18 protein-coding genes are annotated in these 12,515 nt (G+C 60.3%); 5 read left to right on the forward strand and 13 right to left on the reverse strand.

Annotated elements, in window-relative coordinates:
- Positions 1-3: 3 nt before the first annotated feature.
- Positions 4-459 (reverse strand): hypothetical protein, encoded by a 456-nt coding sequence (locus ACVWWD_RS22985; protein ID WP_457103413.1) that lies wholly within the window; start codon positions 457-459, stop codon positions 4-6.
- 504 nt (positions 460-963) lie between these two features.
- Positions 964-1,086 carry a hypothetical protein gene (locus ACVWWD_RS22990; RefSeq protein WP_457103414.1) on the reverse strand — a complete coding sequence of 41 codons (123 nt, stop codon included), beginning with the start codon at positions 1,084-1,086 and terminating at the stop codon, positions 964-966.
- A 242-nt stretch (positions 1,087-1,328) separates the two neighbouring features.
- Between ACVWWD_RS22990 and ACVWWD_RS22995 the strand changes: the two genes are divergently transcribed.
- Genes ACVWWD_RS22995 through ACVWWD_RS23005 form a run of 3 tightly spaced genes read left to right on the forward strand, consistent with a single transcriptional unit; the run spans position 1,329 to position 4,149 of the window.
- Positions 1,329-2,849: a TadE/TadG family type IV pilus assembly protein gene (locus tag ACVWWD_RS22995; RefSeq protein ID WP_457103415.1), complete on the forward strand. Its 1,521-nt coding sequence runs from the start codon at positions 1,329-1,331 to the stop codon at positions 2,847-2,849.
- Between the two features lie 53 nt (positions 2,850-2,902).
- A complete protein-coding gene (locus tag ACVWWD_RS23000) occupies positions 2,903-3,145 on the forward strand; it encodes a hypothetical protein (protein ID WP_457103416.1) in 243 nt (80 codons plus the stop codon).
- Positions 3,146-3,180: 35 nt separating this feature from the next.
- Positions 3,181-4,149: an acyltransferase family protein gene (locus tag ACVWWD_RS23005; protein ID WP_457103417.1), complete on the forward strand. Its 969-nt coding sequence runs from the start codon at positions 3,181-3,183 to the stop codon at positions 4,147-4,149.
- Positions 4,150-4,273: 124 nt separating this feature from the next.
- On the opposite strand, the gene ACVWWD_RS23010 is transcribed toward ACVWWD_RS23005, so the two are convergent.
- The 8 genes from ACVWWD_RS23010 to ACVWWD_RS23045 all read right to left on the reverse strand — a co-directional run bounded on the left by ACVWWD_RS23010 (position 4,274) and on the right by ACVWWD_RS23045 (position 7,975).
- Positions 4,274-5,029, reverse strand: coding sequence for a LamG domain-containing protein (locus ACVWWD_RS23010; RefSeq protein WP_457103418.1), 756 nt, complete (start codon positions 5,027-5,029; stop codon positions 4,274-4,276).
- The gene (locus ACVWWD_RS23015) at positions 5,026-5,769 is read right to left on the reverse strand and encodes a DUF2793 domain-containing protein (RefSeq protein ID WP_457103419.1); all 744 of its coding nucleotides are present in this window, start codon (positions 5,767-5,769) and stop codon (positions 5,026-5,028) included. Before ACVWWD_RS23015 ends, ACVWWD_RS23010 begins: the two co-directional genes overlap by 4 nt.
- Positions 5,766-6,038, reverse strand: a complete 273-nt coding sequence (locus ACVWWD_RS23020) for a hypothetical protein (protein ID WP_457103420.1) — start codon at positions 6,036-6,038, stop codon at positions 5,766-5,768. Before ACVWWD_RS23020 ends, ACVWWD_RS23015 begins: the two co-directional genes overlap by 4 nt.
- Entirely contained in the window at positions 6,035-6,382 is a 348-nt protein-coding gene (locus ACVWWD_RS23025) for a hypothetical protein (RefSeq protein WP_457103421.1), read from the reverse strand. Before ACVWWD_RS23025 ends, ACVWWD_RS23020 begins: the two co-directional genes overlap by 4 nt.
- A gap of 133 nt (positions 6,383-6,515) precedes the next feature.
- Positions 6,516-6,674, reverse strand: coding sequence for a hypothetical protein (locus ACVWWD_RS23030; RefSeq protein ID WP_457103422.1), 159 nt, complete (start codon positions 6,672-6,674; stop codon positions 6,516-6,518).
- A 2-nt stretch (positions 6,675-6,676) separates the two neighbouring features.
- Positions 6,677-7,108 (reverse strand): hypothetical protein, encoded by a 432-nt coding sequence (locus ACVWWD_RS23035; protein WP_457103423.1) that lies wholly within the window; start codon positions 7,106-7,108, stop codon positions 6,677-6,679.
- Positions 7,108-7,680 (reverse strand): hypothetical protein, encoded by a 573-nt coding sequence (locus tag ACVWWD_RS23040; protein ID WP_457103424.1) that lies wholly within the window; start codon positions 7,678-7,680, stop codon positions 7,108-7,110. Before ACVWWD_RS23040 ends, ACVWWD_RS23035 begins: the two co-directional genes overlap by 1 nt.
- Complete coding sequence (locus tag ACVWWD_RS23045) at positions 7,652-7,975, reverse strand: hypothetical protein (protein WP_457103425.1); 324 nt, start codon at positions 7,973-7,975, stop codon at positions 7,652-7,654. Before ACVWWD_RS23045 ends, ACVWWD_RS23040 begins: the two co-directional genes overlap by 29 nt.
- Before the next feature lie 190 nt (positions 7,976-8,165).
- Here ACVWWD_RS23045 and ACVWWD_RS23050 point away from each other — a divergent pair, with 190 nt between their 5' ends.
- On the forward strand, positions 8,166-8,483 hold the full coding sequence (locus ACVWWD_RS23050; protein WP_457103426.1) for a hypothetical protein: 318 nt from the start codon (positions 8,166-8,168) through the stop codon (positions 8,481-8,483).
- Between the two features lie 60 nt (positions 8,484-8,543).
- A complete protein-coding gene (locus ACVWWD_RS23055) occupies positions 8,544-8,807 on the forward strand; it encodes a hypothetical protein (RefSeq protein ID WP_457103427.1) in 264 nt (87 codons plus the stop codon).
- 455 nt (positions 8,808-9,262) lie between these two features.
- Here the strand turns inward: ACVWWD_RS23055 and ACVWWD_RS23060 are convergent, their stop codons facing one another.
- From ACVWWD_RS23060 to ACVWWD_RS23070, 3 genes are all read right to left on the reverse strand, one after another.
- Positions 9,263-9,463 carry a hypothetical protein gene (locus tag ACVWWD_RS23060; protein ID WP_457103428.1) on the reverse strand — a complete coding sequence of 67 codons (201 nt, stop codon included), beginning with the start codon at positions 9,461-9,463 and terminating at the stop codon, positions 9,263-9,265.
- Positions 9,460-9,711, reverse strand: coding sequence for a DUF6074 family protein (locus tag ACVWWD_RS23065; RefSeq protein WP_457103429.1), 252 nt, complete (start codon positions 9,709-9,711; stop codon positions 9,460-9,462). Before ACVWWD_RS23065 ends, ACVWWD_RS23060 begins: the two co-directional genes overlap by 4 nt.
- A 139-nt stretch (positions 9,712-9,850) precedes the next feature.
- Entirely contained in the window at positions 9,851-10,309 is a 459-nt protein-coding gene (locus ACVWWD_RS23070; RefSeq protein WP_457103430.1) for a hypothetical protein, read from the reverse strand.
- Positions 10,310-12,515: the final 2,206 nt, after the last annotated feature.

Consider the following 12,515-nt stretch of genomic DNA (forward strand, 5'->3'; position numbering starts at 1 on the left):
GCCCTAGCAGGCGCGCTCTGCAGCTTGCCTTGTAGCCAGCGCCATGCATTGCGAAGCCATGTGCCGGGAAAGGCCTTCCTGCTTGTCGAGCCATGGCCCGAAGTGACCGTGCGGCAACTCTGCCTTGATGTGCAGCAGCCAGCGACCGATAGCGAGCTTCTGGTCAATCGACAGATGCCCGCGCGGGATCACTCGAGTATCGGCCGGCCCCGGATCCGCGGGCACCACGACATTGCTCGGCGACATCAATGTCAAATAGGCGCGATGCACCTCGGCTTGCTTGTCCGCGGGCAGCTGATTGAACTGGCGGACAGTCATACCGCAACCGATCGCCAGAACGGCCGTGTGCCGCTGATCGCCGCGGAGGCGCTTGAGGCGATGCCCCTGCCATTGGTTGGGCAGGCGATAGGTGCCAACGCCGTCGATCTCGACTTCGGTGAAGGGAGTTCTCGCAAGCATGCCGCGCCTCGCTGTGAACGTGGCGGATATTGCATAAGTCGCGGCTTATAGGCAAGGCTGGAACGAAGCCCGCCCCAGACAGTTTTGCCCCCGTCCGAGGCGGGCTGGTTGGAAGCTGGAGGGGACAGCTTCCTTGCCTTGGAGCGAAGGGAACAACGGGGAAACCAAGGCAAGTGCCAAACTTCACCCGGCGAAGAATGTTCCAGCGGTGGGATTCACGGATTCGCCGGTTCGACCTGACGATCTCACGAGCCCTCAGAGCGCCCCGCACAGACGTTTGGCGCCCCTGTCCGCCTCATCGCCCTAGACTTTGCCGGCAAGCTGCTTATGGGCGTTGCTATCGGTCTTGGCGTTGGCATTGGAATGGCGATCGCCGGTGCTGCCCTTTGCCTTGCAATAGGCGTTCGGGCTGGTGTCAGCGTATAGATCAGCCCGACTTTCTTCCCGCCACACTTGGCGCATTTCAGCTTGGGAATGAAGTTCGACGCGCGCCGGTGCTAGGGGTCAACGGGCTGCCCACAGGAGCAGCGCGACACCCATCCCGTAAGAAATGAACACAGCCCCCAACGCGACCCAGATGCCCGGATCGGCGAACACCTGCGTCATCTCCCTGAAAAGCTGCTCCATCGCACCCAACCACAAAACGCCCGCTGTGTTCCCCGCAAAAGCCCGCTTCGCGCTTTGGTGGTAGGCGCGGCCAATATGGACACGGGGACTGGCCTTGGGAGGTGGGAGCTATTCGGCGGGTTGACGCCTCCAGATTCGTCAATTTACCAATTGCTAATGCACCACTTGCCGCCGCTCACCGCCCCGCCTATGCTTTGCGGCACGAGGAACTATAAGCGGCTGGCCTAGAGGGAGGGGCTGCGATGTTTCGTGTCTTGCGTAAATTCTGGGATGACCAGCGCGGCATCGCGTTGATCCTGCTCTCGATCTTATTGCCGGTGCTCATCGGCTTTTCGGTCTTGGCGGTCGACATGAGCCGGGCCAACAACCTCCACAACGATATTCAAAAGGGCTCCGATGCCATGGCCCTCGCCGCCGGGGCCGAGCTTGACGGCCGCGCCGATTCCATAACGCGCGCCGATCGCGCGCTGGCGACCCTGGTGTCGAACGACTATGTCTTCTCCGGTGCTACCGGCGTTCCTCAGACGCTTAGAGCCGCCGGTGTGACAAGGCGCTATCTGCGCTCCCTGCCCGCCTCGGACGATTTGCCGATCGCAGCCGCGAACGTCATCACCGATGAAGTGGCTGGCGCCATTGCAGCCAGATACATCGAGGTCACGGTAACGCCGGTCGGCTTCTCGTCGCTGTTTCCGGTCTCGTTCATCACAAACAATGACAGCGACAATTCTTTCAACATCGCAGCAGACTCTGTCGCTGGCTTCAATCGCGGGGTCTGCGATTTCACGCCGGTCTACATCTGCAACCCATACGAGACTACGACGGACAGCATCTACGATGTCGCGGCCGACCCGGCAAAGCGCCGCCGCATGATTGAACTGCGTCAGCAGGGCGGCAACACGGCACAGAATTCGCCGGGCAACTACGGATTTCTCCAACCACCAGACAGTTCCGGCGGTGCAAACGCGATCAGGGATATGATCGCCAAGACGAAATCGCAGGCATGCTATAATTCACGCGGCGTTTCCCTACGCCCTGGCTTTCTCGCGACTGTTCGGGATGCCCTGAACGTCCGGTTCGACGTCTACAATGGACCGATGAACGGCAACAAGAACGATCCCAACTATGCGCCGGGCGAAAATGTGCGCAAGGGTTACCAGGCTTCCGGAAAGGGCAGTGGCAGCGCATGCAATGCTGATATCGCTAGCCCGGTCGACCCGACCCAATTCGACGCCTTCCCGCACGATGACTGCTCGACCGGCGGGTGCACCAACACCAACCGCATTGGGAACGGCAATTGGAATTTCGATCAATATTGGAGCACCAACTTCGCTACCACCACGAACCCGGTGTCTGTTCCTAAGCCCATTGGGGCGGATGGCATCAACCCAGCCAGCAACACAAACCAGCCGACCCGGTATAGTACCTATCGCTATGAGATCGCGCAGGGCATCGTCAACCATCCTTCGAACGGTGGCGAGGTCGGCGCGCCAGCCTGCTCGTCGAACAAGGTTTCAAACCCGGACCGGCGCATCCTCTACGGCGCCATATTGAACTGCCAGGCATTGGCCGCAGCAGGATTGATGGCTGGCGGCAACTCATCGCCGCCTCTGCCAGTCGAAGCCTTCGGCAGCTTCTTCATCACCGAGACAGTCGAAAGCGGCCCGGATCAGACCATCCGGGTCGAGTTGGTCGACGTCACCGGACGAGGGGGCCAGGGCACGCTTGATCGTTTCCTTCGTGACGAGGTACAACTCTATCGATGATGAGAGCCATAGCCTTCGCCAGTATCCTGATCGCAACGCCAGCGTCAGCCGCCATGTCGCCATCGGCCTGTGATGCTCTTGGCGATGCTGCCAGCAACGCCGCGCAAAACATGGCTGGCGTCATCGACCAGATGAAGGGTGAAGCATTTCGCGCGGCGATGCCGGTTATGCCGGATCACGCGAAGGCCACGGCCGCCGACGTCGAAGACGCAAGGATGGCGGCAAAGACAGCCCTCCAGAACTATCAGCAAGCACTGAGGATGTTCTCCACGGCCATCCAGAACTGCGGCCAGTAGAAACACACACCTCGAACACGGGGCAATATCGCCGAATGGGGCGGGGCAGACTTTACGGACTGGATGCTTTGCGCGGCGTCGCGGCTTTAGCCGTGGCTACCTTCCATTTGGCGTACACGTACAAGCTCCCGCCCGTTCCCATCGGCTTTTCGGTGGCTGTCGACCTGTTCTTCATCGTGTCCGGTTTCGTCATGACCAGGACCTACGAGGATCGCTTGCGAGACGGGCTGACGACGCTTGGCTTCATCGGTCTACGATATCGCCGACTGTTCCTTCCGCTCGCCATCGGCTCGACGATCGGCCTGGCTGTGACGGCCGCCATGCTTGGCCCGTCAATCCCGATGGCGGTGGCCTATCTGCTCATCCTGTTGTTTCTGCCGGGCGGCGGTCCACATGCATTCGCCTTGAACGTCCCGGCGTGGTCGCTGTTTGTGGAGATCGTTGCCAACGCGCTTCACGGCGCCATCTTCGCGAGGCTGTCCAATGCGCGGCTTCTCGTGCTGGCAGGTCTGTTCGGCGTTGTCGCCGCCGGCGCCGCTGAAGGCCATATGAGTTGGGGTGCCGATATCAAGGCGATCGTGTGGCTGATCCCGCGCGAACTGACCTGCTACCTCGTCGGCATCTGGATGTTCCGCCGCTATGGCGATGCGCCGCTCGGACACCATCCTGTTGCAGCGGTCGTTGCCTTGGCGGTCCTGCTCAGTGTCGCGTCGACCAATGCAGTATTCGAAATCGCGGCGTTGGTCGCCTGCCCCTTCATCGTTCGGGCGTCTCTCGGCTTGCCGCGCACCCAATGGGCTGTCTGGGCCGGCGCACTGTCCTACCCGCTTTATGCCACGCACACTCCGGTTATACTGGTCTCGTTTTGGACCGGCTTTCATCCTGCTGTTGGTGCCGCCATGGTAGCCGTGGTCGCGATTGCGGTGACGCTGGTCTTCGAAATCCCGCGCAGGCCCCATGTTTTTGGAGCCGAGCGGTCCTCAGCCCCAGGCGCTGAAGCCTGATGGTAATACGGCCGTGCAGAAGCGCCGTCGCCATGGTTTGTTTGCGTCGTGCAGCCCGGTTTCACGGCCTGGGCCCAGGTCGGCGTGGATCTCGACGAGACCGGGAGATCACCACCACGCACCTTCATACCGAAGACCTCGAAAATGCTGCCGTCGGCACAGCAAACCCGGCATCCGAGCCATAGGGCGTGTAGCCCTTGATCACGCGCAGTTCATCGATGTTGCCGTTGAGATCGGCGAAGCCGGGAAAATCCGGGACCAGCCCGATACCCATGCGAGAGCCTGTGCCAGAGTGGTTCTGCATCGTCTGGGCATAGGTCTGGCTGGCAACCATGGTGCCGTCAATGTAGATGCGAAATTTATTGCTGGCGTCGCGGTCGGCCGCGAGGTGATACCAGACGTTCTGCGTCGGGGCCCAGGCAACTTGCGTGTCGCGCAAAGCCGCCGTTGTATCGTTCATGCGAAAGATGAGATTGCCACTCGCGAGGTAGAAAAACCACGATGGAAGGACACCCCACTGGCCGCAAATCGCCCCCGAGGTTGCACCGACCGTCGCGAACCTGACCCAAGCCTCGACGCAGAACGGTCCAGCTACGAAGTCGAAGTCGTTAGCCCCAGCTCCCGGTTGCTGGCAAGAAACCTCATCCCCCGAACCGTCGAACAGCGCCGAAGAACTGCCGAATTTGAATTGAGCCGTGCTGATCTTGGCGTTCGATCCACCGCCGTTCATCGTCATGGCATTGGCGGAATTGCTCTCGTCGGTAGTCGTGGTGGCGTTGTTCGCGCCCTCGAAACCGAGCAGAAGCTTGACGGCCGAGAAGGGGAGGCCGCCAGCGGCCGCTTCGAACCCGCCGATGGTCGCGCCAATGCCGGGGATCATGCGACGGCCTTCACGAGGTTGGCATAGGTCTTGCCAGTCGAAAGCACCTGGTAGAACAGCAAGTCCTTGGTGCCGGCCACCATCGAAAGGACCGGATCGCTGCCGCCGGCAAACAGCCAGTCGGCGTGGTAGGCGAGCGTGCGGGTGCCGGTGCCGTCCTGAATGATCTCGATGCACCCGCTCTGGCCGTTCTTGGGATTGGACGGTGCGCCAAGGGTGCGATTGCCGCCGAGCGTCACCTTGGCGTTGAGGAAGGTCCCCATGTCGACGGCGATGGTCGAGGCATCGGTAAGCGTAACCGGATCGGCCGCTGCAAAGATTTGGTCCGGAGCGGTCGCCTTTGCGGCCTCGGTGCCCGTGCGGATTTCGGCGGCCGACGCGAAGGTGATGCCACCGCCGAAGGTGAACGACACCCAATCTGCGCCGTCATAGTATTTCAAGGAATTCGAGGTCTGATCCCAGGCGAACATGCCTTCAATCGGCGTGAAGAACAGCCATGCGGCGTTGTAATAGATCGCCACATTCTCATTGTGGCCGCTCCACGCCCCGGAACCGGCCGTGCCGACGACATAGAGCTCGCCCTCCGCAGGCGAGCCGGGAGGCGCGTTGAGCAAAACCTGCACGGCCGGGAAGAACATGGCCCCCGCCTCCAGTTTGGCAATCGCCTCGTTGATGGTGACGGAACGGTTGTTCTGCGTCTCGGCGAGCTCGGTGATGCCGAGCCGGTTTGAAGTCGTCATCGGCTCGCCTCCCGCTCGCTCAGAGCCGGAAACCAGGTCGGCGCGGCCCGCATTGAAGTCGCAATCGCTTCATCCGTAAAACCAAGTTCAAGGCAGCGCTCGCGTACCTTGAAGAGTTCGGCGAGGATTTTGCCTTCGACCATCGGAGGCAATTCGGAGGGCTGTGGCACCGTGTTTTCCTTCTCGTTTGTCATGAACGCGTGCGCGGCGATCTCGTCGGGCGTCATCCGAGCGTGCGCGGCGGCGAGCAGTTGGCGGGCCGATGTCATCGTCTCTGCCTTTCCAAGGTGGATTTTTGCCGATCGTGAAGTTGAAGGGCGTGCTCGAGCCGTTGGGCTTTGTCGACGGTGGCGTTGATCTGGCCGTTCAGAGAAATGGCGAGGCTGACGTCCTTCTCACGCATTGCCGCCCGCATCATCTTGCGGAGGCCATCGATCCTGGTGCGGAGGTCGAGGTAATCAGCAATTCGTGCTTTATCGACGCCCGTGGCGTACCCTTTCCATCCGTTTTCCAGCACTAGAATCGCCGAAAACGTCCGTTTCTGCGCGGAATTCATCCATGCTGGCGCGTCGGAAATCGCGGTTTTCTGCGGCTTTGCGGGCGCTTTGGTCATTCAGCGGCCCTCAAAACCCGTTTCGATCGGCAAAAAAAATCGAACGGCAGAAAAAAATTCTGCGCATGACCCCGGAGCGGTGTGTCGGGGGTAGGCCGGCCAAACATTCGAGACCCGCCCCCCCTGTCAGTCATCAATGCACCGTCGTCTCGGCTGCGCGAGCTTTCAGCCAGCGATTGATCTCGATGATGATGATGTCCATCTCGTTGTCCGCGAGCTTGCGGCTGATCGCGTCCTCTACCTGCAGGAGGGCCAGGAGCATCGCTGTTTTGGTGGCTTCGGACACAACCATGATCAAGGCTTCAACTGGCGCCTGCCAGCGGGCATCCGAACGCGCGGACGGTCCGCTGACATGATCTTCGCAGTGGATAGAGCGCGAAGCTCAACGGCCCCGACCCGCTCCTCGAGCTCGTAGCGCTTGAGATACTGGCCGGCGCCTCGCGATGCCATCTCGCCAAGCAGGAAACCGACCGCCGTCTTGAGGGCGACGATCGGATTGCTCGCCTCTTCGTCGATCCTTTTGAGCAGATCCTCGAGCGACTGGAGGGCTTGCTCTCGATTGACTCTGGTTGCCTGGTCCGGCGTAAGCCGTTCGCCGTGCTGATGTCGGGTTATGAGCGAGCGGGCTTCCATCCGGACCATCTCTTCCTTCGGGACATAGCGCGTCGTGTCTGGCGCGTTGATCGAGGTCATGGCGCCGTCGAAGGCGTGGATGGCTTTGCTCATCAGATTCTCCCGTCCTGTGGCTTCGATTGTGGCCAGCCGACTATCGGCACGGGTCGCGATGCTCCCCTGAGGTAGTAGCGTGCCTGCTCAACGCCGGCTTTGATGATAGCGCCACAGTCGCCAGGCAGTCGGGTTGGAAGTTTTACGCCGGCAGCTACTGAAGCCGCGTGCAAGGCGCTTCCGTAACCGAGCAGAGTTTCCAACTCGGATATCTTTTCGGCGATCGCGATCGCGTATTTCTCCAGAGCCGCTGATAGTGTCGCGTTGGTGTCTTCTTCGTACCGAGCCCGCAGTCTGGCTCGATCCCCAGTCGCGATCTTCTCGGCGTTGAGTAAGGGCACGAGCGCAAGTCCAAGTTCCTCGACTTCACGCATCGTGATCGTCGGCGGCTGGCCTGGAATCTGTGCCTGCAACTGGCGTGTCGCCTCTATGTGCCGCGCTTGGCCAGCCTCTCGATCTGAGACCGCATTTCGCCAAGCTGCATCGGCTTCAGCGATCGCGGCCGGCTTCGGCGGGATCGTTAGAATGTTGGCGAAGTCGATCTCAGTCGTCTTTGGTGTCCGCGCGAGCATGACGCTCCTCCTGTTCGACTGATAATTTACGCCCAGAAGCAACGGCTGTGACTAACGCGTTATTCAGGATGCGCAGGATCGCGTCGCCCAGCCGCTTGCGGTTGCGGCTGCCAACTTCATCCACGGCGCCGGTTTCGAGCATCAAGCTAACCGTGACATGGTTGATCAGGAGATCCGCCAAGTAGCTGGTGGCATCTTGGCGTGCCTTGAGGCGATTTTGCCTCTCTCGGCCAAGCCGACGACGACGCTCGATGCGCTCTTCCGGCGTTCCGATCGGTGGGCGCCCGCGAGCCATCAGGCGATTCCGAAAATCACGGCCAAAATGGTGGCGAAGGCCAATGCGACCAGGATGCCGGAGGCGATCATCAGCCGCCTCTCGATGCCGAGGCATGCGGGGGGCCACCCGCCACGACTGCAGCGGGAACGAAAGTCGTTGAGCAAGGTTTACTCAGCGAAGGGCGTCTCAGTTTCTTGGAGAATTCGAAATGAAAACCGCAATCGTTCTTAGCGCCTTGGCGCTTTCCCTGGCAGCACCTGCGATCGCGTCCGCACAGAACGTCGTCATCCAGACCCACCGACATCACCGCCATCACTGGAACGACGACAACGCCGTGATCATCAACCGGGACGGGCAGCGTCTCCATCACCGCCATCATGGTCAGGTGACCTTCTACGATCAGGGGCGCCGTCACCACCGGTCCAGCGACGTTGTGGTCACCGGATCGGTCGACCGTCCAATGCATCGTCACCGTCACGTCGTCATCCAGCAAGACGACAACAACGATAGCGATACCGACTATTGATCTCTGACTGCCCGGCTTCTGCACCGGGAGCCGGGCATCATCGGAGCGAAAGGTTTCGCCATGATGATGCTGTTTCAACCTTTGGACTCTAATGGTCGCAAGCGCAGCGGCCTTTATCATGCCGCGCGATTGTCGATGCTTCATGATCGAATGATGATGCGCTTTGACAAGGTCGACGAAGCGGCCGACAAGGTTGAAGCCGCGGCGGCCGTGCTGGTCGATGTCACCCATGGCTCTGCCGTCGACGCGTTCCAGGACGCGGTTTACAGAAATCCTTCGGCGGGTTTCCTTCAGTTGGAAACGGGCCAGACGCTCGGTTTGTGAGCACCAAGTCAACTTCCCGTCACGCCGTTTCGGCCGATTGTCGCGTCGGCCACATGGGGTTAGGGCTGTTTTCCGGCGACATCCCCCCATCCGAAATTTCGTCGCACCGCGAACGGCGGGGCATGGCGGTTCCAACGCCGTTCGTTGAGCATCGCTTAGACCCGCTCGGCGCGGCGCTATGTCAAACTTTAATGCCGGCGGGCTCGAGGCCGTGCTATGGATAATCTGCGGGCGGGCGTTTCTCGGGGGGAGACGCCTATGGAAGTTAGAGACCTTGTGGCCAAGATGTCGGCGGCTTTGCTGAAGCGGCGGGCTGCCACGCCAACCATTCCAATTAAGCCAATCGCCAACTCTATGGGACGCTCCGTCGCACCCAACTGGCCGACGCGCCGGACGACACCGCACAAGCCGAGACCGCCGGTGCCGCCCTGCAGCAATATGTAGGACGCCGGTCATCAGTCGCGGCCTTCTGGGTAGCGCCGCCACCATTCCCGCTCGAGCACCGTGGCCACCATGTCGACAGACGGCGAGCGCGGCGCGTCGTGTGCGGCCTGATGCTCGGCCAAGAACGTGGCGTCCGGCATGCGTTCGACGGCTTCGGCGAGGTGGCCCAACGCCTGGTCGATCCATGTTGCGGCGGAGCGATAGGCGGTCATGCGGCGCTGCCTCCGTGGTGGCCGCCCATGGGCACGCAGCAGAACACAGCATCGGCGAAGACGCGCAGTTCACGATCGATCACGTCGACGTCGATGCCGGCCTGCATCATCTGGCGACGCATGACCATGACTTGCTGTCGCCAGTAGCGGTCTGCATCAAGCCCGTGCTTGCGCCGAAGGATGGCTGCAACGTGCCGAATGCGGCCCTTGCGGAAGGCTGCCGGGAATGGGATCACCTGGGCTGTCATCGGCCGAACCCTCCCGAGATATAAGAGATCATGCCCATATGGGCACTAGTGACACTGCAGGAATGGGCACTGGCAACGCCCTTTTGTCTGCAGGAATGGGCACTGGTTTTTGCAGGAATGGGCACTGGGAAGCTGTTTTTCATGCCGCCCTCTTTTGTCTGGATTTCCTCGATTGCACCTCGGCTCGCTCGGTGTTGTGGAAAGCGTCGATCAGTTTCGTTGCGCGGTCCTCGTCGATCTTTTTCCATTCGTCCGTTGGCACCGAGGCGCCCTTCGCGGGTACATATGTCAGCCTGTAGGCGTTCGGCCCTCGGAGGTCTCCCGACGGCTCCTGAGGCCGGATCGTTTCCATCAGGCCTAGAACTGCCCCAAGCGCCTGGGTGGCAGTTATCTTGCGGCGGGAGATGTTGGCAGCTTCGAACTGGCCGAACGAGACGAATAGCTCGCCGTTGTTCATGCCACCGTGGCGCATGTGCTCGATCTCTAAACGCTCAAGCATCCGCCTAAGCGGGACCGGCGCCAGGTGCCAGGAGGGGCTGATCAAAAGCTCAAGTCGATGCGGCACCCAAGACGTGAGCCAAGCACGTTTTCTGCTCATGAGGCGCGCGCCCGGATCTCATGCGATAGGCGAATGGCCTGGCAAGTCTCGACGGCGCTGAGGCCGAACATCGCGCGTAGGCCTGGCACCAATGGCCGAGGTCTCGCGTTGGGTTCGGTGATGGCAAGGAAACGCGCGGCCTCGTCGATCGCCGACGTGCTTTCGTGGCACAGGCCAGTGCTGCCGCCGACGGGCAACTCCGGGGTGGACACCGGGGATAATTCCGAAAGGGATTCAATGCCGGGATTTGGAGAGGTTGGACGAGCTAAGCGGTTGATTTCAGAAGATACCGCTACGCCCCTTGGGCGTACCAGATTTTTTAACGGCTTAGCTCGAGTGAGCTTGGTTTCCGTCCAATTTCTGGCCAATTCCCCCCTTGAAAAAGCTGCTTCGAAGCCAAATCGCAAGCGAGGAGCAATCGGTCCCTGATGCCCATTGAAGTGAGTAACAACGCTTGAGATTTCGCACTTCCCGTCTGCGATGTGGGTCACGATGGGCAAGGAAAAGCTGTTCGAGATCGTTCCCGTCTGATCGGTACGTGCTTTTTGATCGGAATGCGCGGATACGCGCTTACGGCAGCACACGTCTTGCACAATCGAACCAGAACCTTGCTAGCGTTATTGTGCGAGATTGCGAAGGATGGGCCTGACTTCAATCGGTCCGCGGTTTACTTTCGCGGATATATAAGGCGGAAATTGCCCTATTCACCCAACCCGAGTTTCAGGAGCTGCGTCGGCACTTCTTTTTATAAGGTCAGCGAAATTGCTGGGGCCTGCTGCTCGGGCGCCCCACTTTCCACTATGGATCAAGTGCCGCGAGTTTTTGCAATTTATGTAGGTGAAGAGAGCACGTCCAGGCGGTGCGGCTACGCGGTTAACTTGACCCGCTTCGTGAATTGGGTCCCCAAATGCCTAGTAAAGGCGATGTCGTCAGAGACAGTCGGCCCTTGGGATGACGTATAGACGGAATTTAGGCCCGGAAGCCAAAGCCGCCGGGCCAATCTCAATACCTGTGGCGGTAATAGTGCCTGTGGTGGTGCCTATGGTGGTGCCTGTGGTGGTAGAAATATCTGGGATAATACCTGTGGTGGTATCTGTAGTAGGGCCGGTATGGTCCCTCGTAATACGGGTCGCCATAGTAAGGCCCGACGTAACGGTGGGGGAACGGGAATCCTCCGAGCCCACCGCCATAATAGCCGCCAAAGGGGCCGCCAAAAGGTGAGAAGAGAAATTGCGCCTGGGTCGGCGAGGAGACAGCGGCAGTAGTGGCAAGCGCAAGAACGGATGCGAATATCAGCTTCCTCACGGTTACCTCCATCGGTTTGATGGACAATAACGCTACCGCTGGCCGACTCGTTCCTTGCGCCACACGCAAAGCCCACCACCGTGAGGCAGCGGCACCGGCTCAGACGTTCCGCCGCGCATATCCATACCCAACATAGTTAGGAACGCATGTGAAGAACACCGGCCATGGTCCCTGGCGGCCGACTTGCATCGCAATCCCTAGATGCGCGTGGTGCTATTCTCCCGGCTACCAAAATGTCGCGTCGGCGCCGGCGGCCGATCGGAGCTTCGCTCTTGGTCCGATCCTTCGCCTACAACCTCAATGATTCCAACCAGTGCGCGAACAAACTGAACCATATTGTTTGCCGTGATGGCTGCCTCGTCAGGACTTTGCCCGATGTGCTCGGCGGCTGCGCAACATGACAGGCGGAGGAGGTCGTAGTGTGAATCCCTTTCATCCTCCGGCAACGCCGCTATTTTAAGGGCTCGGCGATGAATCAACTGCAGCAATCGTTCGAGAGTTGCTCTGACGACACTCATGCGTTTGCTCCGCTCCGCATTGGTCGAGCGGCGCTCCAGGTGCGCGCGCGTTGTAACGTCGATGAGGGAGATGCTTTCCCGTCTTCATTATGTGGAAGGGTGCGTCACAGTCCTTAATATATCGTTGCTTGCTAATATAAGGACACATCGCAAGAAAGCCGCCCTGCGCACCAGGCTGGGCGCTTGAGCGCTAGGCTGAGCAGCCCTGCCTGGATAAGAAAAGCGCCCAAACCACGTTTTCCGCACCGGGCGCTAGTTGGGGAGGTATGAACCGCGTCGCGGTCAGGGGGCATCCCCTTTGCCCGATGGTGACGGTACGCCTCGCTTAGCTGGACAATAAGCGCTCGCAGGTTGAATCCCCGCATTTCAAAGTTGCGTGACTT

It is taken from the genome of Mesorhizobium sp. URHB0026, from assembly GCF_054059755.1.